General features: G+C 61.4%; 29 protein-coding genes and 3 tRNA genes. 13 read left to right on the top strand and 19 right to left on the bottom strand.

Annotated elements, in window-relative coordinates; genetic code table 11:
• Positions 1 to 305 precede the first annotated feature (305 nt).
• From CHRYSEO8AT_RS13530 to CHRYSEO8AT_RS13550, 5 genes are all read left to right on the top strand, one after another.
• A complete protein-coding gene (locus CHRYSEO8AT_RS13530; RefSeq protein WP_159850842.1) occupies positions 306 to 1,469 on the top strand; it encodes a site-specific integrase in 1,164 nt (387 codons plus the stop codon).
• 218 nt (positions 1,470 to 1,687) lie between these two features.
• Positions 1,688 to 1,840 (top strand): helix-turn-helix domain-containing protein, encoded by a 153-nt coding sequence (locus CHRYSEO8AT_RS16305; protein ID WP_370514257.1) that lies wholly within the window; start codon positions 1,688 to 1,690, stop codon positions 1,838 to 1,840.
• Complete coding sequence (locus tag CHRYSEO8AT_RS13540; RefSeq protein WP_159850845.1) at positions 1,837 to 3,120, top strand: hypothetical protein; 1,284 nt, start codon at positions 1,837 to 1,839, stop codon at positions 3,118 to 3,120. The genes CHRYSEO8AT_RS16305 and CHRYSEO8AT_RS13540 overlap by 4 nt, the downstream gene beginning before the upstream one ends.
• 201 nt (positions 3,121 to 3,321) lie before the next feature.
• Positions 3,322 to 3,750: a MucR family transcriptional regulator gene (locus CHRYSEO8AT_RS13545; RefSeq protein ID WP_159850847.1), complete on the top strand. Its 429-nt coding sequence runs from the start codon at positions 3,322 to 3,324 to the stop codon at positions 3,748 to 3,750.
• 159 nt (positions 3,751 to 3,909) lie between these two features.
• Positions 3,910 to 4,929 carry an HNH endonuclease gene (locus tag CHRYSEO8AT_RS13550; RefSeq protein WP_201304443.1) on the top strand — a complete coding sequence of 340 codons (1,020 nt, stop codon included), beginning with the start codon at positions 3,910 to 3,912 and terminating at the stop codon, positions 4,927 to 4,929.
• A gap of 55 nt (positions 4,930 to 4,984) precedes the next feature.
• Here the strand turns inward: CHRYSEO8AT_RS13550 and CHRYSEO8AT_RS13555 are convergent, their stop codons facing one another.
• The gene (locus CHRYSEO8AT_RS13555; RefSeq protein WP_159850849.1) at positions 4,985 to 6,388 is read right to left on the bottom strand and encodes a recombinase family protein; all 1,404 of its coding nucleotides are present in this window, start codon (positions 6,386 to 6,388) and stop codon (positions 4,985 to 4,987) included.
• Positions 6,389 to 6,771: 383 nt separating this feature from the next.
• Between CHRYSEO8AT_RS13555 and CHRYSEO8AT_RS13560 the strand changes: the two genes are divergently transcribed.
• Entirely contained in the window at positions 6,772 to 7,368 is a 597-nt protein-coding gene (locus tag CHRYSEO8AT_RS13560; protein ID WP_159850851.1) for a recombinase family protein, read from the top strand.
• 67 nt (positions 7,369 to 7,435) lie between these two features.
• Here CHRYSEO8AT_RS13560 and CHRYSEO8AT_RS13565 read toward each other — a convergent pair whose 3' ends face one another.
• The 10 genes from CHRYSEO8AT_RS13565 to CHRYSEO8AT_RS13610 all read right to left on the bottom strand — a co-directional run bounded on the left by CHRYSEO8AT_RS13565 (position 7,436) and on the right by CHRYSEO8AT_RS13610 (position 15,226).
• Positions 7,436 to 7,831, bottom strand: a complete 396-nt coding sequence (locus CHRYSEO8AT_RS13565; RefSeq protein ID WP_159850853.1) for a hypothetical protein — start codon at positions 7,829 to 7,831, stop codon at positions 7,436 to 7,438.
• A 173-nt stretch (positions 7,832 to 8,004) separates the two neighbouring features.
• On the bottom strand, positions 8,005 to 9,114 hold the full coding sequence (locus tag CHRYSEO8AT_RS13570; protein WP_159850855.1) for a hypothetical protein: 1,110 nt from the start codon (positions 9,112 to 9,114) through the stop codon (positions 8,005 to 8,007).
• Between the two features lie 76 nt (positions 9,115 to 9,190).
• Complete coding sequence (locus tag CHRYSEO8AT_RS13575; RefSeq protein WP_159850857.1) at positions 9,191 to 9,424, bottom strand: helix-turn-helix domain-containing protein; 234 nt, start codon at positions 9,422 to 9,424, stop codon at positions 9,191 to 9,193.
• 1,476 nt (positions 9,425 to 10,900) lie between these two features.
• Positions 10,901 to 10,990: transfer RNA gene (locus tag CHRYSEO8AT_RS13580), tRNA-Ser, on the bottom strand.
• An 87-nt stretch (positions 10,991 to 11,077) separates the two neighbouring features.
• Positions 11,078 to 12,010, bottom strand: a complete 933-nt coding sequence (locus CHRYSEO8AT_RS13585) for an NAD regulator (RefSeq protein ID WP_159850859.1) — start codon at positions 12,008 to 12,010, stop codon at positions 11,078 to 11,080.
• Positions 12,011 to 12,014: 4 nt separating this feature from the next.
• The gene (locus tag CHRYSEO8AT_RS13590) at positions 12,015 to 12,656 is read right to left on the bottom strand and encodes a YfbR-like 5'-deoxynucleotidase (protein ID WP_135195719.1); all 642 of its coding nucleotides are present in this window, start codon (positions 12,654 to 12,656) and stop codon (positions 12,015 to 12,017) included.
• Between the two features lie 115 nt (positions 12,657 to 12,771).
• On the bottom strand, positions 12,772 to 13,578 hold the full coding sequence (locus CHRYSEO8AT_RS13595; protein ID WP_159850861.1) for a methyltransferase type 11: 807 nt from the start codon (positions 13,576 to 13,578) through the stop codon (positions 12,772 to 12,774).
• A 73-nt stretch (positions 13,579 to 13,651) separates the two neighbouring features.
• Positions 13,652 to 14,512 (bottom strand): MoxR family ATPase, encoded by an 861-nt coding sequence (locus tag CHRYSEO8AT_RS13600; RefSeq protein WP_159850863.1) that lies wholly within the window; start codon positions 14,510 to 14,512, stop codon positions 13,652 to 13,654.
• 62 nt (positions 14,513 to 14,574) lie between these two features.
• Positions 14,575 to 14,769, bottom strand: a complete 195-nt coding sequence (locus CHRYSEO8AT_RS13605; RefSeq protein WP_159850865.1) for a hypothetical protein — start codon at positions 14,767 to 14,769, stop codon at positions 14,575 to 14,577.
• Positions 14,770 to 14,782: 13 nt separating this feature from the next.
• Entirely contained in the window at positions 14,783 to 15,226 is a 444-nt protein-coding gene (locus CHRYSEO8AT_RS13610; RefSeq protein ID WP_159850867.1) for a hypothetical protein, read from the bottom strand.
• A 157-nt stretch (positions 15,227 to 15,383) separates the two neighbouring features.
• On the opposite strand from CHRYSEO8AT_RS13610, the gene flbT reads away from it, so the two are divergent.
• Both flbT and flaF read left to right on the top strand, forming a co-directional pair.
• Positions 15,384 to 15,806 carry a flagellar biosynthesis repressor FlbT gene (flbT, locus tag CHRYSEO8AT_RS13615; RefSeq protein ID WP_159850869.1) on the top strand — a complete coding sequence of 141 codons (423 nt, stop codon included), beginning with the start codon at positions 15,384 to 15,386 and terminating at the stop codon, positions 15,804 to 15,806.
• Complete coding sequence (flaF, locus tag CHRYSEO8AT_RS13620; protein ID WP_159850870.1) at positions 15,766 to 16,131, top strand: flagellar biosynthesis regulator FlaF; 366 nt, start codon at positions 15,766 to 15,768, stop codon at positions 16,129 to 16,131. The genes flbT and flaF overlap by 41 nt, the downstream gene beginning before the upstream one ends.
• A gap of 250 nt (positions 16,132 to 16,381) precedes the next feature.
• Here flaF and CHRYSEO8AT_RS13625 read toward each other — a convergent pair whose 3' ends face one another.
• From CHRYSEO8AT_RS13625 to CHRYSEO8AT_RS13655, 7 genes are all read right to left on the bottom strand, one after another.
• The gene (locus tag CHRYSEO8AT_RS13625; RefSeq protein WP_201304444.1) at positions 16,382 to 17,146 is read right to left on the bottom strand and encodes an exopolysaccharide biosynthesis protein; all 765 of its coding nucleotides are present in this window, start codon (positions 17,144 to 17,146) and stop codon (positions 16,382 to 16,384) included.
• A 99-nt stretch (positions 17,147 to 17,245) separates the two neighbouring features.
• The gene (locus tag CHRYSEO8AT_RS13630; protein ID WP_159850874.1) at positions 17,246 to 17,431 is read right to left on the bottom strand and encodes a DUF3008 family protein; all 186 of its coding nucleotides are present in this window, start codon (positions 17,429 to 17,431) and stop codon (positions 17,246 to 17,248) included.
• A gap of 29 nt (positions 17,432 to 17,460) precedes the next feature.
• Positions 17,461 to 18,630 carry an isovaleryl-CoA dehydrogenase gene (locus CHRYSEO8AT_RS13635; protein WP_159850876.1) on the bottom strand — a complete coding sequence of 390 codons (1,170 nt, stop codon included), beginning with the start codon at positions 18,628 to 18,630 and terminating at the stop codon, positions 17,461 to 17,463.
• 43 nt (positions 18,631 to 18,673) lie between these two features.
• On the bottom strand, positions 18,674 to 19,819 hold the full coding sequence (locus CHRYSEO8AT_RS13640) for a lysozyme (RefSeq protein ID WP_159850878.1): 1,146 nt from the start codon (positions 19,817 to 19,819) through the stop codon (positions 18,674 to 18,676).
• 79 nt (positions 19,820 to 19,898) lie between these two features.
• Positions 19,899 to 21,317, bottom strand: a complete 1,419-nt coding sequence (gene mgtE / locus CHRYSEO8AT_RS13645; RefSeq protein WP_159850880.1) for a magnesium transporter — start codon at positions 21,315 to 21,317, stop codon at positions 19,899 to 19,901.
• Positions 21,318 to 21,379: 62 nt separating this feature from the next.
• Positions 21,380 to 21,464: transfer RNA gene (locus CHRYSEO8AT_RS13650), tRNA-Leu, on the bottom strand.
• A gap of 87 nt (positions 21,465 to 21,551) precedes the next feature.
• On the bottom strand, positions 21,552 to 21,803 hold the full coding sequence (locus CHRYSEO8AT_RS13655; protein ID WP_017505209.1) for a FliM/FliN family flagellar motor switch protein: 252 nt from the start codon (positions 21,801 to 21,803) through the stop codon (positions 21,552 to 21,554).
• 66 nt (positions 21,804 to 21,869) lie between these two features.
• On the opposite strand from CHRYSEO8AT_RS13655, the gene lipB reads away from it, so the two are divergent.
• The 4 genes from lipB to CHRYSEO8AT_RS13675 all read left to right on the top strand — a co-directional run bounded on the left by lipB (position 21,870) and on the right by CHRYSEO8AT_RS13675 (position 25,405).
• A complete protein-coding gene (gene lipB, locus CHRYSEO8AT_RS13660; protein WP_159850884.1) occupies positions 21,870 to 22,586 on the top strand; it encodes a lipoyl(octanoyl) transferase LipB in 717 nt (238 codons plus the stop codon).
• 128 nt (positions 22,587 to 22,714) lie between these two features.
• Positions 22,715 to 24,199, top strand: a complete 1,485-nt coding sequence (locus CHRYSEO8AT_RS13665; protein WP_159850886.1) for a hypothetical protein — start codon at positions 22,715 to 22,717, stop codon at positions 24,197 to 24,199.
• A gap of 75 nt (positions 24,200 to 24,274) precedes the next feature.
• Complete coding sequence (gene msrB / locus CHRYSEO8AT_RS13670) at positions 24,275 to 24,769, top strand: peptide-methionine (R)-S-oxide reductase MsrB (RefSeq protein ID WP_159850888.1); 495 nt, start codon at positions 24,275 to 24,277, stop codon at positions 24,767 to 24,769.
• Positions 24,770 to 24,925: 156 nt separating this feature from the next.
• Positions 24,926 to 25,405, top strand: a complete 480-nt coding sequence (locus CHRYSEO8AT_RS13675) for a hypothetical protein (RefSeq protein ID WP_236547545.1) — start codon at positions 24,926 to 24,928, stop codon at positions 25,403 to 25,405.
• A 66-nt stretch (positions 25,406 to 25,471) separates the two neighbouring features.
• Here CHRYSEO8AT_RS13675 and CHRYSEO8AT_RS13680 read toward each other — a convergent pair.
• Positions 25,472 to 25,546, bottom strand: a tRNA-Thr gene (locus CHRYSEO8AT_RS13680).
• Positions 25,547 to 25,656: 110 nt separating this feature from the next.
• Here CHRYSEO8AT_RS13680 and CHRYSEO8AT_RS13685 point away from each other — a divergent pair.
• On the top strand, positions 25,657 to 25,854 hold the full coding sequence (locus tag CHRYSEO8AT_RS13685; protein WP_159850891.1) for a hypothetical protein: 198 nt from the start codon (positions 25,657 to 25,659) through the stop codon (positions 25,852 to 25,854).
• Positions 25,855 to 25,910: the final 56 nt, after the last annotated feature.

The following is a 25,910-nucleotide window of genomic DNA, read 5'->3' on the forward strand; positions in this document are numbered from 1 at the left end:
TCGTTCTGGAAGAGGTGGTCGAAAGGCCGCCTCTTTTTTTGTGTGGGAAAGGCGACAGCGAGCGCGACGAGCTGTCACTGCCCGCTTTAACCTTCAACGATTTCTAGATTTTGGGCGGTCGTCAGCGGCGGGCTGACGGATGGCGGAGAGGGTGCCCGCAGGACGCTCATCCGCCGTTGTGCCTAGCTGTCCAAATCACGTTTATTAACAGTTGTTTATCGTGGTTTCCGTCCAGCGGTGTCCACCACCGTTGCTGGCAATCCAACCGGTTGTTTTAGGGTCGGGCTTAGGGCCACGTCGCCCTCATGAGCACAACAAATCGCCTTACCGCACTCGCCGCCAAGTCCCTTGGTATTGGTTTTCACAATGATGGAGCAGGCCTTTATCTCCGCGTCGCTGAGCGTCGGAAAAGCTGGGTCTATGTATACCAGTGGAAGGGTCGTCGCCGTGAGATGGGCCTCGGCAGCTTCTCCGATACGTCATTGGCCGAAGCTCGCATTAAGTGCTCAGCCGCACGAACACTGGTGAAATCTGGCGTGGACCCGCTAGCCAAGTCAGATCAGAAAAGCTCCGCCCCCTCGTTCAGCGCAATGGCTGAGGAATTCATCGCTCTCAAGGGAGGTGGCTGGCGCAACGATAAGCACCGTCAGCAGTGGTCCAACACTCTCAAGGACTATGCGAAGCCGATTGCTGACACGCCGGTTGATGCAATCACCACCGAAGATGTGCTCGCATGTCTGGTGCCCATCTGGAAGGCGAAGCCAGAGACCGCATCACGGGTGCGGATGAGGATCGAGAACGTTCTCGACGCAGCGAAGGCTCGTGGTCATCGGTCGGGTGAAAATCCGGCTGCTTGGAAGGGGAATCTTGCCCATCTTCTGCCCGCCCGCTCAAAGCTCAGCCGGGGACATCAGCGCGCCCTCCATTACGACCACGTCCCTGCGTTTATCCAAAGCCTCAGGCAGCGTCAGGGCGTAGCCGCAAAGGCTCTGGAGTTCACTGTTCTGAACGCTGTGCGTACATCTGAGACCCTCAACGCAACGTGGTCCGAGTTCGATCTGGACGCCAAGGTTTGGACCATTCCCGCCAGCCGTACGAAAACGTCCACGCAGCTTCGCGTTCCGCTGTCTGACGACGCCCTCTCGGTTGTTGATGAGGTGCGGGGCCTAGGGAGTGATTTCGTATTCCCGGCGACATCGTTGGACGCACCGCTCTCCATCAACGCTATGCGCTCGGTCTTGATCCGAATGGGAACCGGAGAACAGGCGACGGTGCATGGCTTCCGTTCGTCCTTCCGGGATTGGGCAGGAGAGACCACCGACTTCCCCCGAGACATTGTCGAAATGTGCCTTGGACACGCAGTCGGTAGCGCTGTGGAGCGAGCCTATCGCCGTGGCGATGCTCTGGATCGGCGCAGGGCAGTCATGGAGGCTTGGGCCGCCTATCTCTCCGGATCACGGAACATGTGAAGAGGCTAAAATCCAGCGTTTCCGGGCTTTCCATTCTAGTTAAGTGTCGATTGTTTTTAGCTTTTGACACCCGAAAATCTGGTCCTAATGGGGTTGGTCCTCCGACGCACTTCCGCTGTCGGTCACAGAGGATCAGACATGTTTCCCACCTTCAGTATTTGTCCGTCGGCAACGGAGAGTGCGAGTTGAGCCGCACCGTCCCGAGCCACTCCTTGACGATGACGATCAATGAGGCGTGCGTTTATATGCGCGTCAGTCGGTCCACGATCTACAACCTCGCCAAGGACAATAAGCTGCCCATCCGCAAGGTTGCCGGACGCTCGCTAATCCTCCGGAGTGATATCCACTCTCTGCTGGGGGTCGGCGGGTGACCGGCTGCGCAGAAGGCACGTACACCAACACGACTGAGTATCGTTCTGCGGTGCTGAAGGTCGTTCCGTCTCCTAGCCCTGCGCTGGTTGCCCTGACCGATGACTTATATGCGCGGATCAGGGCGTCTCAGACCCCGACGAAGAAGCCTAAGCAGTCAGATGATGAGGCGTTCCACGCATCGCTCCTCGCGTTTGTGGAAGCCATTGCAACAGTTGCACTGCTGCGCATCCAGCCGGATCGCGAAGTGAATGTCGCGTTTGGCTACGGGAAGTACACAGGCTCCAAAATCAGCGCTGTCCACCTCAGAAAAATTAGGGAGGCCATGAGGGATGCCGGCCTTATCGAGGTTGCATCTCATTTCTTCGACAGCACAGGGGAGAAAAAATCCTATGCCACGCGCATCAAGCCCACTGCGGCTTTCAAAGCGCTGGTTCAGTGGCATGGCGTCGAGCTTCCTCCGCTCGAACCTCCGTTCCCAGCCTACGTCCTCCACAAACAGCAGCATGGGGTGGGCGCTGCGCCTGAGGACATAGTTGCTCTGGATGCAGTGATTCAGCGCTACAACGAGTTCACACGTCAGTTTCGCCTAACGCTGCCCGACAGCGCGTGGGTCGAACTTGAAGCCTATATGGTCGGTGCTGACCCAACCGGGAACACGAAGAAGCTGCACTACGGCTTTGACGAGCGCCGTATCTTTTTGACGCGCATCTTCACTGGAACATGGGAGCGTGGAGGCCGGGCGTATGGCGGCTATTGGCAGGGCATGCCGAAACGCTTCCGCAATCAACTGCTTATCGACGGCCAGCCTACCGTTGAACTGGATTACAGCCGCCTTCATCCCACGATGCTCTACAATGAAATTGGCATGGACTTGCCTAACGGTTTCGACCCCTACACGGTCCCCGGCTTTAAGGTGGAGCTAGCTGGGGCTAAACAGACCTTCAATCGCCTCTTGAATCACGACCGGCAGATTACGTTCATCAAGGCCGATCAGGGCGAGTGGTTTGATGATGCTAAATCATTCAACGAATATCGCGATGCCATGGTTGAACACCTAGCTCCAATCGCTCACTATTTTCGAGACGATATGGGTGCACGGCTTCAGAAGAAAGACAGTCTGTTGGCGCTAAATGTCATAACGCGCTGTATGGATGAGAACATCGCGGCATACCCGGTACATGATAGCTTCATCGTTAGGCGCGATAATGCTCAAAGATTGAAGGTAATTATGGAAGAGGAATATTTCGAATTGATGAGATTTAGTTGCATGGTGAAATGAGTTAACTCAATTCCTTATTGTTATAGCATCTATATAGATAATAGTGGCATTCGCCTATGCAGTGAAGCTAGCTATAAGGCGCGGTAGAGGGAGCCCAGCCACGCTGTTCTCCATTATTGGCAGCCGTAACTATTGCAATAGTTGCAATGGAATGAGCGTCTTTACCGTGGTAGATCGACTTACATTGTGACGGAGATTTTTATGACTGAATCCACGACTGAACTGACGGTCCTCACTACCGAAATAATCGCCGCCTACGTCGAAAATAACCGGGTTGAGGTCGATGCCTTGCCGAACCTCATAAGGGCTGTGTACGGCGCTCTAAATGGCCTTGGCGTGGACGTTGTGGAGGTCGAGGTGGAGCAGCCGAAGCCGACAGCGTTGCAGGTTCGGAAATCCATCACGGATGCGGGTTTGGTCAGCTTCATTGACGGTAAGACGTACCAAACCCTCAAGCGCCACATCGGCCGTCACGACATGACGCCAGACGACTACAGGGCTCGGTACGGCCTATCTGCCGACTATCCCATCGTCGCCCCTGCCTACGCCGCTCGCAGATCGGAACTGGCCAAGGCCATTGGCTTGGGAACGAAGCCGCGTCAGGCAACGAAGTCGCGCAAGAAGGCATAAGGGCCTCGTCACACGAAGCCAGATTTTTTGTCGCGCTCACTACCCCTCTCAGGAAGGGGGCACCCTTCAAGATTGCTGAAACTCGACAACCCGCAGGTATCTGATCCTCACGTAGGCTATGCTGGTTAGAGCTTGCTGCTGTGAACTTGAGGAGACCGAATGGCCTTAGGCGATCTGACTCGTGATGCCGTGATCGCTGCAATCAGCGAATATGATGTCGCTGGCCGTCAAAGCTTTTTGGCGAAGTATGGCTTCGCAGACTCAAAGCGATACTGGCTCGTTTGGAATGGAAAGCACTACCCGTCAAAGGCGATTGCCGGCGTCGCACACCGCTTCATCGACGGTAGGCCAATCCTAGGCTCGGCCACCTTCACGGGTGGTGAAGCGTCCGTGGGCAAGAAGCTTCGGCAGTTAGGGTTTGACCTCTACATCGTCCCGCCCAATCCGGATTGGTCTAGAGACGAACTCATCCTAGCGTTGGACCTCTATTTTGAGAACACGCAGGTCATTCCGGGCAAAGAGAGCAGAGCTGTAGACGACCTGTCGGCGCTGCTGAATGCCATGCATCAGGCCATGGGAACGCAAGCAGGAAGCACGATCCGCAATGCCAACGGCGTGTATCTGAAGCTCATGAACATTCGCTCCCTTGATCCGGCCTATCTAGCTCAGGGCAAGGTCGGAATGCAGTCAGGCGGTAAGATAGAGAAGGCGTTGTGGGCCGAGTATGTTGGCAGGCGAGAGCAGTTGGCAAAAGATGCCGCCGACATACGTACGGCGATCACATCTCTGGACGTGAAAGCTATTGGCACCATCGACGCCGATACCGCGTATGAGGGGGAGGAAGGTGGAGTTATTATCCGCCTGCACAAACGATACGAACGAGACTCGCGCCTCATTGCGGAGAAGAGGATGGCTGCGAAGGCGTCTGGCTCGCTCAAATGCGAGGCCTGCGATTTTGACTTCGCGATGGTCTACGGCGCGCTTGGCAGCGACTACATTGAAGTCCACCACACCAAGCCAGTCCATTTGATGGAGCCGGGCTCAAAGACCCGCTTGAGCGATCTCGCGCTGCTTTGCGCTAATTGCCATCGCATGGCCCACCGCAAGCGAGTTCCGTTGACTGTCGATGAAGTACGACGTGCACTTGCGGTAGCGAGAAAGCTCGTCGTGCAGCCGTAAGTTACCGTTGTGGAGGTGTGTCTAATTCGCAAATCGATGCGTTGCAGAATCTCATTCATCGGAATGTCTCAGGGCGCCTTTTGGCGGCTGACGCCATCGCTCTCAGTTGCCGCTCACTGGGTTGATAGCCGATGGCCTTGTAGGCTGCTGGAATGCTCCCGAAGCGCCGCCGATACGTACTGGAGCCGGGCTTGCCATGGGAGTTTAAGACCTGCTCACTAAGGTAACCATGCTCCGCTAACGCTGACCGAAGGCGCGCTGTAAGTTCATCCATCGTATAGGTTTGGCAATGATCCTGACGCTTCCTGTTCGATGCCCTCAGGTGCGCGTCGAGATAGGCGTAGCGCGGCGGGAGCGGCATATTGAGTAAGATCCTGAGTTGGCCGATCGACCCGAATATCCGCCCATAAACCCCCGCGCTATACTGCCCATGCAGTCGCAAGAGCCTCTGACTGATGTCTCCATGTTCGACGGCTACGCGTCTGACATCTGCGAGTGCGGCCTCTCTTGTAATTGGTCCTGCTCTCCGGAGGCGTTTACGACGGGTCGATTGGAAGGTCGCTTCCGAAACGATTGCCGGCACCGCGTCTTCAGCCACTATCCATTGCTCACGCGGAGCAGGAACGCCCCATGGCTCTCCGACGCCCTTGATCCTGCGACCACCGATCAGCCGCCCGACATATGTCTCGTTCCGAAGGGTGTCGGCGACGCGCTTGGGTGACCAAAAGCCCATTGAGTCACGGACCCCTTGATCCCTAGCCAATGCACGAGACACGGTGCTGAAAGTCGCCGCGCTCCGAAGGTACATTCGGAAAATTCTTCGAACCAGCGAGACCTCAGCATCCGGACCGTGGACGAGGCGAGTGCGAACTCCTTGCTGTTTTCGCATGAGCGCATCTGTGACGGCTGGCACAGCCGGCCCGCCTCGATAGGTGAACACGCGCCGGAAGCCGAAGGGAACCTTTCCACCGATCCAGTACCCCTCGGCCAGTAGGCCCCTTTGTGCCCGGCTTACTTTCTGTGAGAGGTCGCGGCTGTATTCTGCCGCCATCGCTCGCTTGAGATGCTTCAGGAGCGCTGAGGTGGGGCTGCCGTCGTTCTCGAAAGGCTCCGCACAGTAAGCGACCCGGACTCCGGCTTCAGAGCATATGAACTCATAGTGCGCGGCTTGGTCTGGGTTCTGGAACCTGCCCCAGCGGCTTACGTCGTAGACAAGAATGGTCGCGAAATCGGTCTCACCCGCCACGACCTCCGCCAATAGCTGTTTCAGTCCTGCTCGCTTTTCCAGACTAAGGCCGCTGATCCCGGCGTCCTCATAGGTCCGTACGATCTCTAGACCATGTTCCATCGCGTAGGCGGTGTTGGTCGCCATTTGGAAATCGATAGAATAGTCCTGTCGCTCTGTGGACATGCGCACGTACTGCACTGCCCTCTGAGTTCGCCGCTGGTTCTTCGCCATCGAGACCTCGCCAAGCTGACTAGTTCGCTGGACACTAACTTAGGGGGGCTGACTGAGCCAGTGCTTCACCTTAAGGCAGCCCCGACAGGCTGTTCCGCTTTCCACTCATGACGCACGTTCGTCACGCCTTCTCGCCGGCATTGAACTCTTTCCAACGGCCTCGTCACACGAAGCTATATATTTTGTCGCGCTCATTCCTCCTGTCAGAACCGGCCGGGGGTGTCGGGATTGCTAGAACTCAACGACGGCTTGCGACCACCGGATCAGGTGACTCGAAAACGACCGGTTCCGATACAGCACCGCTAGCCGTATCGTAAAATAGCTTGTTCACCGTTTCGATACATGTAGAATTTCGCTACAAGTTTTCGATACAGGAGCAGCCAATGAGCCGCGTCTTTGCATATCTCCGGGTCAGCACCGCAGATCAAACAACGGAAAACCAACTTCGGGAGATTGAGGGGGCTGGCTTCACCATCGAGCCGCAACGAGCGATAGCCGAAACTATCTCAGGGTCGGTTGCCGCTATCGAGCGGCCTGCATTCGCGAAGTTGCTCGACCGCCTTGAAGAGGGGGACGTTCTCTTGGTGACCAAGCTTGATCGCCTAGGCCGAAACGCTATGGACGTTAGGGCTACCGTAGAGCGTCTAGACCGGTCGGGCGTGCGAGTTCACTGTCTCGCTCTAGGTGGGGTCGATCTGACCAGCGCGGCTGGCAAGATGACAATGTCGGTCATCGCTGCCGTAGCGGAGTTTGAACGTGATCTGCTGATCGAGCGGACGCAGGCTGGGTTAAAAAGAGCAAAGGCAGAAGGCCGATCGCTTGGTCGGCCGCCAACCCTGTCTCAAGCGCAGCAAGAAGAAGTGAGAGCCCAGCGCGCCGCTGGTGTGTCGTTGGGGGCCTTGGCGGCAGCCTACAAGGTAACCCGTTCGGCAATACAGCGCGTTGAAAAGCGCGCTGATCGCAGCCGAGACCTCCTGTAAGTCAATCTTGAAGAGCACAACGAGCCGGCTTCGCGGGCGCGCCTGCACATGTGCTGACGGCTGTGGCCTAAGCTGCGGCATCACTTTTTGGAGGTGAGGTCAGGTCAACGTGGCGACCTATGGTCTGTATGGACAGAGCGCCGCTTAATCCCATAGCATCGACGCTATTTAGAAGGTTCCGACACCCGGCTAAATCTAAATTTTGATCCAAGCTATTGCTAACATTAGAGACATCAGTCTGAAACGTATGAAGTACTGCGCGCTGCTCTCTTGGAAGCATGGCGGCAGTCTCTATGATCTTCCAATTTAGTTTTGCGAGAACTTTACGTGCATTATCTATGGACTCCTTAGGGGCGCTTTTTCCGTCAGCCACCGCATAGTTTATGCTGGAAACTTCAACATAAACGTCAGCAACCAGAGAGTTTAGCTCTCTGAGATTTCCAAGCACATACTCAGAAGACATCCTCTGTCGCTCGTATTTTTCAGTGATGTGCGGGGATAACACTGCGGCTGCAATTGCAAGTCCAATGGTAATGATAAGCGGAACTTCCGCATTCCAAAGCACCCGACACACTACTAACAGGAAGCGTCTGATGGCTGACCCAGCACTAGTTAGGCAGCGTGATATTATCGTGCTCATTTGACTTTCGCCGGAACTGATAGCCCAAGCTTCTTTTTCGAGTCCGCAGCTTGATTTTCAGCACGTGTAAGGACCGCTTTTGGCGCTTTTGTCGCAAGACCTATCATGGCCGTAAGGTCGCCCGTCGCAGGGTCGTTCGGGGACTGGCTGTTTTCTGCTGCAACTGAATTGCCCGAAGCGCCACATGCAGACAGCGCTCCCGCTAGAGCCAGCGCAATAAAGGCATTGATAAATTTTGCTAGCCGAGCGTCGCGATCTTTAAGGTTGTAGCGCCCGGGAGACATAAATTTTAGCTGGGCGTCAGCGAGCGCGTTCTCGTCGTAGAAAGCTGTGACGATTTGATCGTACGATAGCTGCGACACATCCGCATGCTTCTCTGCAGCGTTAAACAACGCTACCGCCAATGCTATCAACTGTGCAGGCGCTACTGCACCCAAGAAATCTGATCCGTCGTAAGACGGCGCATTAACAGAGACCCATGACGTGCTCGCAGTACTATAAGCGTCATAGGCGTAATCGAAAAACGATTCCGTATATTTATCGCGAGCAACTTCAGCAATAGCTGGCGGTTTCTCAAAGTACCTAACTAAATATGACGGCAAATCCGATTTTAGCCGATTCTGAAGCCATTTAACTCGTCTAACCGGCACGTCTGCGTAAGGCATGCTAGGCACGCGGATAACTTGTTGCGGAAAGAAATCTCCACTCACTTCACCAAACAGGACTTGGCCGCCAGCGCCTCGTGTGGGAACAACTACTAGATCGCCCCGCATCATCCGGTTGGTCAGATGCTTCACGGTTCGGAGATGCACGGAAACGTCGGTTCCGGCGGCCGCTGCGAAATCAGAAAGTAGGATGGGTGATCCGTCGCTCCGGACAAATCCCTTGTTAGACTTAACGGCACCGGACTGACGAATCGATTGCCTAAGTGCGTTGTCATCTTGAAGGTGCGACGGGCGCAACGTTAGCCCCGGAAACTCAAGAAAGATTGCGTTTTCGGATAGGAAGGTATCAGCGTGGCTGCGAACTCGACCGGGGTGCACCACCCAAATCTTCTGCTCAGGCGCAATGACTTTCGAATTTAGATCGACAACGAACTTCGTCATAGGCTCCCCGATTTTGAGCCTGAGCTACAACCATGTAGCGAGCGTGTCCATTGCTTTGATTGCGCACATGTAGCGGCTATCGCTCGATTTGACGTAAAAGACATTCGGTCGCAACGCCCAGCGCGCGGGATATATCGATAAGCTCGACAATATCTATCCTCCGCTCCCCACGTTCGATCTTGGAAACGTAGGATTGAGGTTTCCCGAGGCGAGTAGCCAACTCCGCCTGAGTTAGGCCCGCTTCTCGACGCGCCTTCACGAGTGTTTCTCGCAACTGGTCGTAGCGCGCGGAAAATACCGATTGGGTCATGTGCGCCGATCCAAAGAACGACGCTTCCCCTAAAACCCGATTTGGAATATCCCATCTTAGGTTATCGACTTGGGGGTATGCATGCGAAACACAGTTAGCCAGACAGATGGAACCTTGAGGTTGTCATTTACGATTGCTCGCGCTGCATCATTAGGCGTTTTCGGCTGCATTAGTTTGGCGGGGTCGGTTCACGCAGCGCAAGCAGGCAATGCCATATCGACGAAGGAGCAGCACATTCGAGAGCAAGTGCGCCAAGCCAGAGATATACTGGAAGAGGCGACATTCGACTTTCCTTCGGCACGGGTCCGGAACGTCAAAGCCGGAATGTCGGGTGACACGATGACGTTCATCTGCGGCTCCATAAATGGCAAGAACCGTCTTGGTGCTTACGTTGGGTGGCAGAGGTTCTTGATAGCTGGTGACCAGTTGATATCGGAGCCGCAAAATCTTGATGATCCCGGTGCTGTTAGAGCTTCGGCGGCGATCCAGACGATCTGCGGTACGGGAGGCGCGTTAGAGAAGGGTGGCCTACAGAATGGCTACTCGTCGCCTACGGACTGGACGTCGGTGCTGTCGCCCACAGCCTGAAAACATTAAGTCAGCAAGAGAGGAACAGGCATCCGACATATTCTTCGGGTCGCCCTATTCCATACTGACAGGCTGCTTTGCGGCCCCTGCTGAAGGTAGACTCGGCTTATTTCTCAGTGGCGGCATATCGCACACCAGACTAGGTCCCGAGACCGGCTCAACACCCTATCAGGCTCAACGCAACGATCTGTTTGGGGTCTGCCCCTTAGCGTGATCCGATGGCACCTGTACGCAAATCAAAGCCACAGCTTCGCAGGCCAAGACCCCGTGTGGATCGGCCTAGACGGCGCAAAGATCATCGTAATGCGCGGTTCGCCGTTGCAATCCTTGCAATGATGGCTGTGATTTTCGTGGGAGTGCTCCTCTGGCCTTCTCCTGACCCACTCGGGTTGGTTAGTAGAGCAGCTTCACCACAGCCCGTTGCATCTTTAGAACGACCGGCTGGTCGGTTCTCCTGCCAAGTCGCCTATGTGAACGACGGTGACACGTTCAGGTGTGAGGATGGCACTAGAGTTCGTCTTCATGCCGTAGCCGCTCGGGAGAGCGACGAGACGTGCTCGCCGGGTCATCCTTGCCCACAAGCGTCGGCAGCTTCGGCGACCGCAACCCTGAGGGCTCTAGTGTCTGGGCAGAGACTCTCCTGTGAGAAGACGGGCACGAGCTACAACCGCATCACTGCCATCTGTTGGACGCCGTCAGATGAGGAAGTGAACTGCGCCATGGTTCGCAGCGGGACCACCGTCCTTTGGGATCGGTTCAGTCGCCAGCGTGCGATCTGCGCGTCGTAACCCAACTTATGCACAGCGAAATGAACCCTTAGGGCCGAGCTTAGGGCCCGTCTAAGTCGGCTCGGCAGCTACTTGAAAACTATCACCATTTTGATGGCGATGGCGGAGAGGGTGGGATTCGAACCCACGGTACCCTTCCAGGCACGCCGCATTTCGAGTGCGGTACATTCGACCACTCTGCCACCTCTCCGCGGCGCCGATATCGCTTGGTCGAGCGAGGGGCTTCTCTAATCGGAGCCGCAGCGCTTCGCAACCCGTCTGTGAAAGAAATCCGACGCTATCTTTGAGCAGGCAGGGACAGGCCCGGCGCGGCGCCGGTTTGGGCGTCCACGCCCTTGAATCGAAACAGTTCGGCGGGCCGGCCACCCGTGGTCGAGGAGAGCTGTCCGGTGGGTTCGACCAGGCCCGTGCGCTCCACCCCGCGCCGGAAGTTCTGCTTGTGCAGGCTGAGGCCCGAGACGGCCTCGGCGCCCGCCTGAAGCTGGGACAGGGTGAAGACGCCGGGGGTCAGGTCGAACAGGACTGGGCGGTATTTCAGCTTACTGCGCAGACGACCCAGGGCGGTCGCCAGGATGCGTCGGTGATCTGAGGTCATCATGCGGCCGGGCAGGGGCTGGGGCGAGGACTGACTGGCGTCGCGCCAGGCCTCCGCGATCAGGCGCGCCTCGTAGAGCAACTCGTAGCGTTCGAGCACCCGTTCCTCGTTCCAGCGGTGCTCGGGCGACAGGGCGAACAGGGCGCGGGCGCGGGCGAGGCGGTGCTCGTCGCCGGCGGCCCAGGCGAGCAGACCGTCGGTCAGGACATCGGAATGGTCCCCGCGGCGATCTTCCCAGGGAAAGAAATCGAAGACGGCGTCCCAGCGGGCGTCGTGGGTCTGGCCCTCGGCGGCGTCGGGCGTCAGGGCCAGATAGCCGACGGAGACCTCGCGGTGGCGCCCAGGGCCGGGCGTGGCGCGCGGAGAAGCGCGTCCAGCGTCGCCGAAAGTGTAGAGCTGTTCGACGAAGCCCAGGCGGAAACCGGTCTGGGCCGTCACGAAGTCACGCAGGGCGCGCTCGAAGGTGCGGTCGCGCAACGGATCGAACGGGCCGAAGGGCAGGGCGCGCGAGCCGTCTTCGGCTGGGGTGGTCAGGACGACGGCCTGGCGGGCCTTCAGCGTCATGACGACGGCCGACAGACCGATGCGAACGCCGTCCTGCGCCCCCTGCGTCATGGTTCTATTCCGTGTGCCAGGCGTCGTCGGCGGGGATCAGGCCGACGGCCCCGGCCAGGACGCGGTAGCGTTCCAGATAGCGGGCCTGGGCGACCGGGGCGGGTTGAGGCTCGATGGTCAGGCTGTAACCCTCGGGCGGGCTGCCGAAGAAGCCGAGCGATTCCTTTTCGGTGAAGCCGGCCAGCTGCGTCGCCTCGAAGAAGGCGCAGGCCTTGTCGGCCTTCTTGATCAGGGTCTTGATCGTCTGGGGCGTCTTGGGCGGCAGGCCGTATCGCAGGTGGATGGCGGCCTCCAGCCGAGCTTCGAAGTCCTTGTAGCCCGAACCCAAAGCAGCCTTGAACGGCGAGATCATGTCGCCGATGACGTATTCCGAGGCGTCGTGCAGCAGGGCGGCCAGTCGCCATTTGGGATCAAGGCCGGGCTTGATGTGGGCGGCGATCTCTTCGACGACGCAAGAGTGCTGAGCGACTGAAAAGGCATGCTCGCCGATGGTCTGGCCGTTCCAGCGGGCGACGCGGGCTAAGCCGTGGGCGATGTCTTCGATCTCGATGTCGAAGGGCGAGGGATCGAGCAGGTCCAGGCGACGGCCTGACAGCATGCGCTGCCATGCGCGGGGGGCGTTCTTCTTGGGTGTGCGCTCGGCCAAAGGGCGTGTCCTGATCGCTTGTCGGGGGGTCAGGTGACGCAAAGATGCGCCGGGATCAAGCCGCACGGCCCCAGCCGCGCCGATGGGCGGGGAAAACCGGCCCTTTCGACGGGTGTCAGCGGCCGACGTTCAGCGCGACCAGATCCTTGGCGTCGTCGAAGATCTGACCGTTCTGGCGATCCTTGGAGCGGACCACCGCGACTACGATGGGGCCGCCGCCGGGGCCTCTGGCCTCGAAACCGACCTGGCGCCAGCCGGCGTCGCCGGGCTGGTCATCGGCCAGGATATAGGTCATGCGCGTGGCGGCGCCCGGTGCGCGGGTGCGCACGCGCGTGGAATTATCGTTGGTGTCGATGCTGACGCTGGAGGTTTCCGTGCGGGTGTTCTGGCCATCCTTGGCCTGGATGTTGATGCCGCCGATGCGGACGCTGGCGTTGTCGCCCTGGGTTTCGATACGCAGTCCGGGCAGGCGCACCGAGGCGTTGTCGCCGCGCGCCTGGATATCGACACCGGGCGCCTGGACCGAGGCGGTCTCGGTCGGCTCGGTTGTTTCGGATGGCTCGATCTTGGGGGCGTTCGGGCGGGTCGCCAGTTTGGCCGTCGTCTGGGGCAGGTCCGCGCTGACTCGCGTCTCGAAGTCGCGCAGCACGTCATCGACCGACCGTCCGTCCAGCTTGACCAGATGCAGAACCACGTCGGCGCCTTTGGGCCCGCCATAGACGCAGCTCGTGCCGCCGGCAGCAACCAGACCCTTGCGCGTCAGCACGCCGAGACTGTCGGGGCATTGCAGGGCGTCGATCACCTTCAGCACGCCCGCCCCCTGGTCGTCGTTGGACGATGTGGTGGTGATGCGGACCGAGTTGTCGCCTTCGCAGGCGGCCAGGCTGACGCTCAGGGCTAGGTAAAGCAGGACATGACGCATGGTCGAACCTCTCGTGGCCCCCATTCTGCGCGACGCGGCCGTGCGATCCAGTGAAATCGCGGTAATCACGGGATCAGCCGCCGGGGCGCGAGCCTTCGCGGCGATTCAGGAAGGCCAGGCGTTCGAACAGATGCACGTCCTGCTCGTTCTTCAGCAGGGCGCCGTGCAGCGGCGGGATCAGCTTGTTGGGCGTCTTTTCGCGCAGGGTCTCGGCGTCGATATCCTCGACCAGCAACAGCTTCAGCCAGTCCAGAAGTTCTGACGTGGACGGCTTCTTCTTCAGGCCCGGCGTGTCGCGGATCTCGTAGAAGGTCTTCAACGCCTCTGAAACCAGGCGCGGCTTGATGCCGGGGAAATGGACATCGACGATCGCCGACAGGGTCTCGGCGTCGGGGAAGCGAATGAAGTGGAAGAAGCAGCGACGCAGGAAGGCGTCGGGCAGTTCTTTCTCGTTGTTGGAGGTGATGATGACGATGGGGCGCACCTCGGCGCGGATCGTCTCGTCGGTTTCCTGGACGTAGAATTCCATCCGGTCGAGCTCCTGCAGGAGGTCGTTGGGGAACTCGATGTCGGCTTTGTCGATCTCGTCGATCAGCAGGACGGGGCGGGCAGGGGCGGTGAAGGCCTCCCACAGCTTGCCCTTCTTCAGATAGTTGCGGACGTCGTGGACGCGTGCCTCGCCCAGCTGGCTGTCGCGCAGGCGGCTGACGGCGTCATATTCATAAAGGCCGCTGTGGGCCTTGGTCGTGGACTTGACGTGCCAGGTGATCAGGGGGGCGTCGAAAGCCTTGGCGATCTCATAGGCCAGGACCGTCTTGCCGGTGCCCGGCTCTCCCTTGATCAGCAGGGGACGTTCCAGCGCGACGGCGGCGTTGACCGCAACCTTAAGATCGCTGGTGGCGATGTATCGATCAGTGCCTTCGAACCGGCTCATGAAAAAACCCACTCCGTGTCTCCACGAAGTGGGTAGCGGATCGCAATCCGTGTGAACAGCGATCAGGTGATGCGTTTGGCCGAGACCGGGTCGCTGGCGGGGAAGGTTTCTTCCAGGCCTTCATCGACCAAGGCCTCCTGGCGGCTTTCGTTCTCGTCGATCTTGTCCAGTTGATCCGGCATTCCGTCCTCTGAGGCGCAAGACTTCGCGTGCGGCGTGTCCGACGAGGCGTCGCTGCGGGCTTTGGTGTTGTCCATGTCGATCTCTCCCTTATCGAGTCGGGCTGTCTTGATCGCCGTCCGGGCCATAGCCCAGGTCGGAGATGTCGTCATCTGAGAGGCGTTTGGCTTCCCAGTGTGCGGCGCTGGCCTGCGCGCCGCGTTCATTTTCCATCAGGCCGGAATAGACGAGTTCGATCTCGTCCGGGCCTGACTGGGGTTCGCCGTCGGCATCGGACTGGCTGCGGGTCTCGCCATCCACGCCCAACAGGGCGTCAGCTTCCCGTTCGATGCCGTCAAGCGCGAGTTGGTCATCCAGATCGACCTCAGCGTCCTCGTCGAAATCCTCTTCGTCGGCGTCACCGTCGGCCTGGGTCACGTCCAGAACCTGATCGGCCTCGTCCAGCAGGAGGTCGCCTTCGCCTTCGTCGTCCAGATGGGTTTCGTCGAAGGTTTCCGACTGTTCCTGATCGTCCTGATAATCGTTGTCCGGCATTGGGATCTCCTCTTCGGGAAATCAACGCAACGGCGACGATACGCGTTCCAGCGGAGGCGGCGGACAAGGGATGGTTAACTGATGGCGGGCTAAGGTTCGACTCAACTGGGCCGGTCCACGCGTGACCGGCTCGCCCCTCTCTGGAGTTCGGTTCTCAATGGCCCTGAAGCTGTCGCTGAAACCCGGCGAGAAGTTCGTCCTGAATGGCGCCGTGGTCCAGAACGGCGACCGTCGCGGCGTGCTGATCCTGCAGAACCGCGCCAGCGTGCTGCGCGAGAAGGACATCATGCAGGCCGAGGACGTCACCACGCCCGCCCGCCGCATCTATTTCCCGATAATGATGATGTATCTGGAAGAGAGCGCAGCGGCGAAATTCTATGACGAGTTGGCGCTGCGGATTACGGAGTTTATGGGCGCGACGCAGAACCCCGACATCCTGGCGGAATGCGTGTCGGCCTCGCGGCATGTGCTGGCGCGCGAGTATTATAAGGCCCTGATGTCGGCGCGTAAGATTGTCGAGTATGAAGAGAGAGTGCTGAATGTCGCTTCAGGCCTACACAGCGGCGACAGCGAGAGCTGAGAGCCCGCGCGACCTGGAGTACCGTCTGTTCGGTCAGGTCACGCGCGCTCTGGTTCACGCCTCGACCGTCGACGAATCCGACATCGCTACGCGTATCGACGCGCTGGACTGGAACCGGCGCCTGTGGTCGACGCTGGCCGGCGACTGCAGCGATCCCGCCAATGCGCTGGGGGCGCCCATGCGCGCGCAGATCATTTCGCTGAGCCTGTTCATCAATCGCCATTCCTCGGCAGTGATGCGAGGCGAGGAGACGTTCCAGGACCTGATCGACATCAACCGGATGATCATGCAGGGTCTGTCGGGCGGCGTATCGCCGACGCAATAAAGCCTTCCGGTTCACGAAAACGCGAAGCCTCTTGGCGCAAGGCGTTGAGACGTCTTATGTTTCATCTCCCTGTTCAACAGTCGAAAGGAGGTGATCCAGTGTCTCATTGTCATCAATCGCGAGCGGCAGCCGCGACCCTGGTCCTCGGAGAGGGCCTGGTCTGATCCTTTCAGACTGAGTTGCGGCCGGACCGTTCGCGGTCAGGCAATGAAGGGCCGCCGGGGAAACCCGGCGGCCCTTTTTGTTGGGTTTAGTGGAGCAGGCGGGCGAACCAGCCGGCGACGTGATGAGCCACCTCGACAACGGTCGCCCAGATCAGGAACAGGTAAAGCGCGCTGGCGGCCGTGGCCAGAATGCCCAAAAGGATCGCAACGCCGTCGCGCTGCATCATGCCCAGAGCGAACAGGACCAGAGCGATGCCGGGCAGGGCGTCTCCGAACGGGATAGGCAAAGCCATGATCAGCGCCAGCACCACGCAGACAAGGCCGGTGAAGGTGTCGGCGATATCGCCCGTCAGCAGCGGTAGGCGCGGACGGGTCAGCTTTTCAATGGCGCGAACCAGTTTGAGGACGCTGACGCCATTGGGCCTTCTGCGCACGGCGCGCCGCATGCGATCGGAGAAGATATAACGACGCCCCGCTATACGGACCTTCGCCGATAGCACCCAGCGGCGCAGCCAGGCCGGAGCGGCCACAGGCGTGGCGATCAGAGCGTTATAGGCCGCGCGCGACACGGATGCCCGCAGCATCCACCGCGGCAACCAGACGCTTCGTCTCTGGAAAGCGAGCTCCAACGACATCAGGATGATCGGCACGGCGAACACCGCCTTGCCGCCTGGCGGCCAGGGCAGGAGCGCCAGCAGCGACAGGATCAGGATCATGGCCCCGAAGCCGCGCTCACCGAAGGACGCGACCAGTTCGGCCATGCTTAGCTTGGGTTCGGGGGCGTAGCCGAGATCTTCGAGGACATCGGAAAACCGCCGCAGGTCGTCGTTCGGAGGCGGTTGGGCGGACATCAGGCGGGGCGCTCGGCTGGAGATTGCGCCCATCTAGGCGGTCGGCGTGCGGATCGCCACTTACAGAACGGAAAGGCGATCAGATAATTCGCCTATGTCTCAGTCCTGCACATGGTCCGGCTTACCCTTGCGCTTGGTGGCGGCGAGCTCTTCGAGTTGGGGTTCGGTCATGGACGCGGCCATGGATTTGGACGCGCCCTTCAGTTTCGACTTCGGCGTCTCGCCGCGCTTGGCGGACAGGGCGGCGCCGGCGGCCTTCTGCTGAGCTGCGGACTTGGCTGGCATCGGTTGTCTCCTTCTGCGGAGACAAGCCGTCAGCTTCCCAGCAGTTCCCGGCCGATCAGGAAGCGACGGATTTCGTTGGTGCCGGCGCCGATGTCGTAGAGTTTGGCGTCGCGGACCAGGCGTTCGACCGGCCATTCCTTGGTGTAGCCGGCGCCGCCCAGGGCCTGGACGGCTTCCAGCGTGACCTTCACAGCGTTTTCCGAGGCCAGGAGGATGGCGCCCGCCGCGTCATAGCGGGTGGTCTTGCCCTGATCGCAGGCTCGGGCGACGGCATAGACATAAGCGCGGGCGCTGTTCAGGGCGACGTACATGTCGGCCACCTTGCCCTGCATCAGCTGGAACGAGCCGATGGGCTTGCCGAACTGCTTGCGATCGCGAACATAGGGCAGGACCACGTCCAGCGCGGCCTGCATGATGCCCAGGGGACCGGCCGAAAGGACGGCCCGCTCATAGTCCAGGCCGCTCATCAGCACGCCGGCGCCGCCCCCCAGCGGGCCCATGATGTTTTCCTCAGGCACTTCGCAGTCCTCGAACACCAGTTCGGCGGTGTCCGAGCCCCGCATGCCCATCTTGTCCAGCTTCTTGGAGACGCTGAATCCCTTCATGCCCTTTTCGATCAGGAAGGCGGTGCATCCCTTCGATCCCGCTTCAGGATCGGTCTTGGCGTAGACGACCAGGGTTTCGGCGTGCGGTGCGTTGGTGATCCAGAATTTGGTGCCGTTCAAGACGTAGCGGTCGCCCCTCTTGTCGGCGCGGGTGCGCATGGACATCACGTCTGAGCCCGATCCGGCTTCGGACATGGCCAGCGAGCCGACGTGTTCGCCGCTGATCAGTTTGGGCAGATATTTCTGCTTCTGCTCGGGCGTGCCCCAGCGACGGATTTGGTTGACGCACAGGTTGGAGTGGGCGCCATAGCTCAGGCCGATCGAGGCCGAGGCGCGCGACACTTCTTCCATCGCCACGACGTGTTCGAGATAGCCCAGACCCAGGCCGCCGTACTCTTCCTCGACAGTGATGCCGTGCAGGCCCAGTTCGCCCATCTCGGGCCACAGCTCACGCTTGAACTCGTTCTTTTCGTCGATCTCGGCGGCCAACGGGGCCAAGCGGTCGGCGGCCCAGCGGGCGGTCGTGTCGCGGATGGCGTCGGCGTTTTCGCCAAGGCCGAATTCCATGGATTGGGGCGCGAAGGGAATGCTCATGCGCTAGGGCGTAGCATCGCGCACGGCTGTTCGCCAAGCGTTGTCAGACGCGGTCGGCCCGTCCCCAGCGACGATACAGATTATAGCCCGACACCCCGACGCAGGCGACGGCGATCAGGGCCAGCACCCAGGCGACGGTGGCCGTGTCGCTGCTGTTCGACACCGACGCCCGTCGAAACGCCGCCATGGCGACGCCCAGCGACAGCATGCCCAGGCCGCCCATGATCAGGAAGGTGGCCGTCTCGCCCCAGCCGGGGCGTTTGGCGGCCCTGGCGCGGGCGACGACTTCGCGCGTGGTCAGCGTCTGTTCGACGGGCGCCGCATTCGGTTCGGAGGTCAGTGAGGCTTCACCATCGACGGGCGCAACGGCGTCCGGTTCCGAAAGGCCCGGCGCGGTCAGGACGACGCTGGTTTTCTCGGGGCCGGAAAACTCTGTCGTGGGGGCGGTGGGCTGAGCTTCCAGCGGCGCCTGTAGGTCATTGGCGACGACGATCGGCGCCTGGGTCGATACGACTTCCGATTGGCCCATCAGCGGGGCGATGTCTGCGACAGGGCCGACGACCGTGGCGGGATAGATGGACTGGGGTTGGGGCGCAGCCGACGCGGCGGTCTCGTCATGGGCAGGGAAGGGGGCGATGGCCTCGTCCAGCGCACCCTCGACGGCGGCCAGGGTCGGTTGTGGCGTCTCGAATGGAGACGGCAGGGGGGCGGCCAGCAGGTCCGCCAGGGTCACGGGCGCGCCGGGCGCAGCATTGAACAGCGCATGTTCGGCCGAGCGTCGGCGTGTCGGCTTTTCGGCGGCGGCCTCGTCCGCCCATTCGGACAGGGCGAAGGCGGCCTGGCGGGCGGCGCCGGCGTTCAACTGCTCGACCACGTCGGACGAAGCGAACCGATTGGCGCCGATGGAGAAGGCGAAACTGGCCAGGGCGTCGAACTGGTGCTGGTTGAGGGGAACGCGGACATGATCGGTCACGGCCTTCACGATCGGGATCAGGTCGTATTGCATCAGCAGTTCGGCGTCCGCTTCGGACACCGTGGCGCCCTCGCGGGCCGAATGGGTGTGGCCGTAGCCGATGACCCAGCGGCCGTCGCTGCGCTGCATGGCGCGAGGACGGAAGCCTTCGAAGCTCTTGATCAGCAGGACACCCTCGCGGGACACCTTGCTTGGTTTGGGGAGGACGTCAGACACAGTTGACCCAATTGGAAACAGGCGCGCGGCGCTCGCACGATCATCAGCAAGGCCCGCGCCGGATCGGCGTGGATGATGTCTAGAGCAGCACCAGTGTGGCCAGACCAAGGAAGATCAGGAAGCCGAAGAAGTCGGTCGTCGCCGTGACAAACACGGCGGACGAGACAGCGGGGTCGAACTTCAGCTTGGACAGGGTCAGGGGCGTCAGGACGCCGATAGAGGCGGCGATCAGCAGGTTCAGGATCATGGCCGCGCCAATGACCAGGCCGATCTTCCAGTCTTCGTCGCGGAACCAGAAACCGGCTGCGATGCCGATCAGGGGCGCCAGGATCAGACCGTTGGCCAGGCCCACCATCATCTCGCGCCAGAAGGTGCGGGGGGCGTTGGAGCTGTTCAGTTCGCGCGTCGCCAGGGCACGCACGGTCACGGTCAGGGCCTGGGTGCCCGCGTTGCCGCCGATGGCCGAGACGATGGGCATGAGGACGGCCAGGGCGACGATCTGCTGGATCGTGCCTTCGAACAGGCCGATGACGCTGGCGCCCAGGGCCGCCGTCGCCAGGTTGATCGCCAACCACGGCACTCGGCCGCGCACGATCTCGGACACGGACGAACCGCGATCCTCGTCGGAAACACCGGCCAGACGCAGGATGTCCTCGCGGTTCTCTTCCTGAATGATGTTGACGATGTCATCGACGGTGATCTGACCCACCAGACGGCCGGCCGCGTCCACGACGGGCGCCGAGATCAGGTGGTATTTCTCGAAGATGTAGGCGACTTCTTCCTGGTCCTGGCCGACGTCGATGACGTTGATCGGCTCCATCAGCTCGGTCAGGGCGGTGCTGCGCGCGGCGCGCAACAGACCGCTGATCGGCACGCCGCCGACGGGGCGGTTGACCGGATCGACCACATAGATGTCGAAGAAGAGCTCCGGCAGGTCGTCGCCCTGTTTGCGGATGTGGTCGATGGTGTCGCCCACGCTCCAGAACTGGGGGGCGGCCATCACCTCGCGCTGCATCAGGCGGCCGGCGGACTCCTCGTCATAGCCCAGGCTGCTCTCGATCGCGGCGCGGTCGACCTCGGGCATGGCGGCCAGGACGCGTTCGCGCTGGTCGTCTTCCAGGTCCTCCACCACGGCGGCGGCGTCGTCGGAATCCAGTTCCTGAAGCGCCACGGCCAGGGTGCCGTGCGGCACGCGCTCCAGCACCTCCTCGCGAATGTTGTCGTCCAACTCGGGCAGGGTCTCGGCCAGCAGTTCCGGCGGCAGCCACAGCACCACGACGGCGCGGTGTTCCGCCGTCAGAAAGCCCATCAGGTCGGCGACATCGGCCGGGTGCAGATCTTCCAGCAGCGACCGCAGTCGCACCCCATCGCCGTCGTCGGCGGCGTCCACGACTTTCTCGACGAATTGAGGGGTGAGGACATAGTCCTCGTCCAGGGCGGCGTGGTCTTCGTTATCAGGCGCTTCGGCTGGAGCGAAGGCGGAGTCCGTGGTGTTCACGTGGTCGCCTCCCTTGGTATGTCCAGCCGTAGTTAGCCGATGAATCGCCCTGTTTAGCCAGATGGTGCGGTCGAGAAGACTCGAACTTCCACGGGTTGCCCCACAGCGACCTCAACGCTGCGCGTCTACCAATTCCGCCACGACCGCTCGCATCGGAGCGGCGGCGAATAGACGAAGCCGCCGGAAAAGGAAAGCGGGAATTGAACGGTTCGTGGAGAGTAGCGAATGCGAGCCTCAGGCGGACCCGGCCATGAAGTCATAGACGTCGGCCTGGCGGGTGACGGTGATGGCGATTCGGTCGTCGCGGATCTCGATCTCGCCGCGCGCCACGGGATAGTTGTTGGCCAGAATCCAGACTTCGTCGCCCTCTGCGGCGTCCAGAGGAATCACCGCGCCACGGCCCATGCGCAGCAGTTGCGACATCGGCAGCACCGATCGACCCAGAACCACGGAGATTTCGACATCGACGGCGTTGATTTGAGTCACGGAAAGCTCTCGTTCACTGAAAGGCCGTCCCTTGCGGAAACGCCTTAGGGTGCACATTGAAGCGTCATGCTTGCTGAGCCGTTAAGCCCGTCCCTTCAGAAACTGCGTCTCGACGACGGGCGACCCGTCGAATGGGCCGTGTCGAAGGGCTATGTCGACTATGCCGCCGCCGAGGCCTTTATGGAGGCGCGCGTCGCCGCCATCGCGGCCGGGGAGGCGCAGGAGATGGTGTGGCTGCTGGAACATCCGCCGCTCTACACAGCCGGTGTCTCGGCCAAGGACGAGGATTTGCTGGATGCGGGTCGGTTCCCGGTGCACCGGACGGGGCGGGGCGGGCAGTTCACCTATCATGGGCCCGGCCAGCGCGTGGCCTATGTGATGCTGGACCTGAACCGACGCGGCAAGGACGTGCGGTGTTTCGTGCGCGGGCTGGAGTTGTGGCTGATCGGCGCCCTGGACCAGTTCGGCGTCGAGGCGGACATCCGGCCGGGACGCGTCGGCGTGTGGGTCGAGCGCAAGGGACCGGGCTGGTCGCGCGAGGACAAGATCGCCGCCATCGGCGTCAAGGTCCGCAAATGGGTCAGCTTTCACGGCATCAGCCTGAACGTCGAGCCAGACCTGGACCATTTCGGCGGCATCGTGCCCTGCGGCATTCAGGAACACGGCGTCACCAGCCTGGTCGATCTGGGCGTGCTGGCGACGATGGATGAGGCGGACAAGGCCCTGAGACGCAGCTTCGGCCGGATCTTCGGCGCGGCGGTCGAGGCTGACGCGCCGTTCTGAGCGCGCCGCATCGCCGCAGGTCGTGTGACAATCGGGCGAAATCCTGTCCGCCGGGGTTGGCAAGCGCGTGACGCATGAGGTTTAACCTTCATCACGAGCTTGAAAATCAAAGGCCGCAGGAAACCTCCATGAACCGCATGATCGCCGCCGCATCGGCCGCCGTCCTGTCGCTGACCGTCGCCGCCGGCGCCGCAGTCGCACAGGATTTTCGCGCCCTGGCGCAACAGGACCTTCAGACCGCGCATGACGCACTCGCGGCCAACCACCCCGCCGCCGTCATCCCCGGCGCGCCCAGCGAAGCTTTCCGCACCTGGATCGACGCCGGCCTGGCCGATGCGCAAGGCAAGGTTGGTCGCGTCAACAGCGGTGACAGCCACGCCTATCTGATGCGCTATTACGCCAACGGTTTCCGCGATTCGAACATCGCGATCCGCCCGACCTACGAGGGCCTCGGCCCGTTCTTCGCGACCAGCTGGCCTGGCGTCGCCACGGCGTGGCGCAATGGCGAATATGTCGTCTCCTATGTGAAGCCGGGCGTGCGCAACGTGCCGCCGGTCGGTGCGGCTCTGGTCAAGTGCGGCGACAAGACCGCCGCTCAATTGGCAGAAGAGCGGCTGGACCGTTGGGAAGGCGATCTGACGACCGAGGCCGGTCGCGTTCGTACCGCTCCCTATCTGCTGTGGAACCGCAACAACCCCTTCACCGGCGGCGTGCCCTCGCTGTGCACCTTCAAGGTCGGCCGCCGCGACCGTGACTTCCAGATGCAGCCCCAGCCGGCCGACGCCGCCAGCCTGGAAGCCGCCTATCGCGCCACCGTCTATACGCCCGGCGCCAATCCGCTGTCGGTCGAGACGGTCGACGGTCGTCCCTGGATCAACGTCCATACCCTGGCGGACGACGCTGGATGGGACGCCTTCTTCGCCGCAGCCGAGGGGCAGTTGCCCGCCATTCGCGGCGCGCAAGGACTGGTCATCGATCTGCGCGGCGCCAACGGCGCATCGCTGAACGCCACGGGCAAGGGCTACGGCCTGGCAAACCGTATCTGGACGCCGGAGTTCACCGTCAGCCGCCAGCCCGAAGCCGGCTCGATCACCTATCGCGCCACGACGGCCAACCGTCAGTGGTTCGCCGACACCCTGGCCCGGATGCAGGCCGATCCGCGCTTCGTCGCTGAGTCCGGCCCGGTGATCGAACAGACGCAGGCCATCGTGGCCGCCTTCGATTCGGCGCTGGCGGCCAACCAGCCGACCTTCACCATGCCGGGCCGCGCGTCGGTGCCGGATACGGGTGCGGCCAACCCTGTCACAGGGCAGGTGGTGGTTCTGGTCGATAGCGGCTGCACCAGCGGCTGCCTGGATACGCTGGACCTTCTGACCCGTCTGCCGAACGTGCGCCTGGCCGGATCGGTCACGGCCGAGGATTCGATCTTCATTGAGCCCACCGTGCTGCGCCTGCCGTCGAACTATGCCGAGCTGAGCTATGGCCACAAGGCCTGGACCACGCGTCAGCGCGGCAATGACGCGCCCTTCACCCCGGCGCAGGGCCTCGCCTACACCGGCGCGGCGACCGACGAGACCGCCGTGCGCGCCTGGGTCGGCACGCTGTTCCAATAAGATATCTTTACGTCTGATGGATCGAGGGGCGGGCAGGGGGTGGAACCCCGGCCCGCCCCTTCCCATTTGCAGACCATGACCGATTTCGCCCAAACACACGAAAGCCTGCGTTCGCCGTCGGGCTTCGACCTGACGCCGCCCGACGACGCCGAACGCGCGCGTCTGGAAGCCGACCTTAGCCCCGAGGAGAAACGCGTCCTGCTGTCGCACGGCACCGAGGCGCCCTTCTGCGGCACTCTGCTGGGCGAGAAGCGGGCAGGGGTCTTCTGCTGCCGCGAATGCGGCCTGCCGCTGTTCAAGAGCGGCACCAAGTTCGAGAGCGGCACCGGGTGGCCCAGCTTCACCAAGCCGGTGGACGAGAGCCACGTCCACGAGATCCGCGACACCAGCTACGGCATGATCCGCATCGAGACCCAGTGCGCGCGCTGCGGTAGCCACCAGGGCCACGTCTTCCCCGACGGCCCGCCGCCGACTGGAAATCGCTATTGCATCAACTCGGTCGCCCTTAGTTTCGTGGCGGAGGGTGAGGCTCTTCCCGACCCATTGCACCGTGGCGACGGCGTCGCCTGACCTTGGCCTTAATCGCTGTGCTAGGATAATGTTGAACGGAGGTGGCCTATGCTGATCGCAAGTCTCTTGGCGGGTGTGGCTCTGGCTGGGCCAGTGGGCGATCCTGACGGTGTTGTCACGACCGCGCCGACTAACGCTCCGACCTTGGCGCAAGCCATGGCCACCGCTCCTGAAGCATCCCTAACAGCTCCGACAGCCCAGGACGCCGCTCCGCACGGCCTGACCACCGAACAGCAAATTCAGAACTGGATCAGCTCGCGTACGCCGGGCGCCAGCTTCGACGAAGGCGCCGGGGCCGGTCCGCCGGTTGAGCGCAAGATGCACGGCATGGTCGAGGCGGGAATCGGGACCGGCGGCTATCGCAGCTATGGCGCTGCCGTCTCCCTGCCTGTCGGAGAGAATGGCCGTCTGGACCTGGCGTATCGTGAGGGCCGCAACGAGCCCTGGGGCTATGGTTACGGCGGCTATGGGCTGCGTGGACCGGGCTTCTATTCGCCCTATGGCGGCGGATTACGCGGTCGGGGCTATGGCGCCGACACCACCACAAAGTCTCTGTCCATGGGCTTCAGTTGGAAAAAGGACGGCGACGCGGACGAGCGTGATCCGTATCGCCGAGGGCTGTACGGCTACGACTGACCGCCTCTGAGGCTAAGGCTGAACTCAAAAAGGCCCGGCGAAAGCCGGGCCTTTTCAGTTCTCAGATGGTGCCGCCGGGGGGAATCGAACCCACGACCTCAGCCTTACCAAGGATGCGCTCTACCACTGAGCTACGGCGGCCCCGACTGAGGAAGCGGCCGTATAGCCAAACCCTTCCGGGGAGGGAAGCGCCTTTTTGATCCTCCGAAAGAAAGTTTGGACATGGCCCGTTATCACGGCATCATCCGGCCATGACTCATCCTCCGCATGACGCCGATACGCCTGCCGCCGCCGCTGCGGCGACGCCGCCCGTCGAATCGGGGCCGGAGTTCGAGATCGCACGCGCCAAGGCCGAGAAGGCGATCCGGCTGGCCTCGGCCCTGCGCGCCAACCTGCGTCGTCGCAAGGCCCCGGCGCGGACGCCGGCTGCGCCGCGCGACAGCAACTGACGCCTCGCAACTGAAAGTCATCGGCTCGCGACGTCGCAGCCCTTTGGCAAGTGTAC

This window comes from Brevundimonas sp. G8, from assembly GCF_902506205.1.
In the GTDB taxonomy this organism is placed as follows: domain Bacteria; phylum Pseudomonadota; class Alphaproteobacteria; order Caulobacterales; family Caulobacteraceae; genus Brevundimonas.

Bases quoted from the DNA above. Each gene is read 5' to 3' on its own strand.
- CHRYSEO8AT_RS13530 (WP_159850842.1), top strand. From the start codon at position 306: ATGAGCACAACAAATCGCCTTACCGCACTCGCCGCCAAGTCCCTTGGT.
- CHRYSEO8AT_RS16305 (WP_370514257.1), top strand. From the start codon at position 1,688: ATGACGATCAATGAGGCGTGCGTTTATATGCGCGTCAGTCGGTCCACG.
- CHRYSEO8AT_RS13545 (WP_159850847.1), top strand. From the start codon at position 3,322: ATGACTGAATCCACGACTGAACTGACGGTCCTCACTACCGAAATAATC.
- CHRYSEO8AT_RS13550 (WP_201304443.1), top strand. From the start codon at position 3,910: ATGGCCTTAGGCGATCTGACTCGTGATGCCGTGATCGCTGCAATCAGC.
- CHRYSEO8AT_RS13555 (WP_159850849.1), bottom strand. From the start codon at position 6,388: ATGGCGAAGAACCAGCGGCGAACTCAGAGGGCAGTGCAGTACGTGCGC.
- CHRYSEO8AT_RS13560 (WP_159850851.1), top strand. From the start codon at position 6,772: ATGAGCCGCGTCTTTGCATATCTCCGGGTCAGCACCGCAGATCAAACA.
- CHRYSEO8AT_RS13565 (WP_159850853.1), bottom strand. From the start codon at position 7,831: ATGTCTTCTGAGTATGTGCTTGGAAATCTCAGAGAGCTAAACTCTCTG.
- CHRYSEO8AT_RS13570 (WP_159850855.1), bottom strand. From the start codon at position 9,114: ATGACGAAGTTCGTTGTCGATCTAAATTCGAAAGTCATTGCGCCTGAG.
- CHRYSEO8AT_RS13575 (WP_159850857.1), bottom strand. From the start codon at position 9,424: ATGACCCAATCGGTATTTTCCGCGCGCTACGACCAGTTGCGAGAAACA.
- CHRYSEO8AT_RS13585 (WP_159850859.1), bottom strand. From the start codon at position 12,010: ATGACGCAGGGGGCGCAGGACGGCGTTCGCATCGGTCTGTCGGCCGTC.
- CHRYSEO8AT_RS13595 (WP_159850861.1), bottom strand. From the start codon at position 13,578: ATGCGTCATGTCCTGCTTTACCTAGCCCTGAGCGTCAGCCTGGCCGCC.
- CHRYSEO8AT_RS13600 (WP_159850863.1), bottom strand. From the start codon at position 14,512: ATGAGCCGGTTCGAAGGCACTGATCGATACATCGCCACCAGCGATCTT.
- CHRYSEO8AT_RS13605 (WP_159850865.1), bottom strand. From the start codon at position 14,769: ATGGACAACACCAAAGCCCGCAGCGACGCCTCGTCGGACACGCCGCAC.
- CHRYSEO8AT_RS13610 (WP_159850867.1), bottom strand. From the start codon at position 15,226: ATGCCGGACAACGATTATCAGGACGATCAGGAACAGTCGGAAACCTTC.
- flbT (WP_159850869.1), top strand. From the start codon at position 15,384: ATGGCCCTGAAGCTGTCGCTGAAACCCGGCGAGAAGTTCGTCCTGAAT.
- flaF (WP_159850870.1), top strand. From the start codon at position 15,766: ATGTCGCTTCAGGCCTACACAGCGGCGACAGCGAGAGCTGAGAGCCCG.
- CHRYSEO8AT_RS13625 (WP_201304444.1), bottom strand. From the start codon at position 17,146: ATGTCCGCCCAACCGCCTCCGAACGACGACCTGCGGCGGTTTTCCGAT.
- CHRYSEO8AT_RS13630 (WP_159850874.1), bottom strand. From the start codon at position 17,431: ATGCCAGCCAAGTCCGCAGCTCAGCAGAAGGCCGCCGGCGCCGCCCTG.
- CHRYSEO8AT_RS13635 (WP_159850876.1), bottom strand. From the start codon at position 18,630: ATGAGCATTCCCTTCGCGCCCCAATCCATGGAATTCGGCCTTGGCGAA.
- lipB (WP_159850884.1), top strand. From the start codon at position 21,870: ATGCTTGCTGAGCCGTTAAGCCCGTCCCTTCAGAAACTGCGTCTCGAC.
- CHRYSEO8AT_RS13665 (WP_159850886.1), top strand. From the start codon at position 22,715: ATGAACCGCATGATCGCCGCCGCATCGGCCGCCGTCCTGTCGCTGACC.
- msrB (WP_159850888.1), top strand. From the start codon at position 24,275: ATGACCGATTTCGCCCAAACACACGAAAGCCTGCGTTCGCCGTCGGGC.
- CHRYSEO8AT_RS13675 (WP_236547545.1), top strand. From the start codon at position 24,926: ATGGCCACCGCTCCTGAAGCATCCCTAACAGCTCCGACAGCCCAGGAC.
- CHRYSEO8AT_RS13685 (WP_159850891.1), top strand. From the start codon at position 25,657: ATGACTCATCCTCCGCATGACGCCGATACGCCTGCCGCCGCCGCTGCG.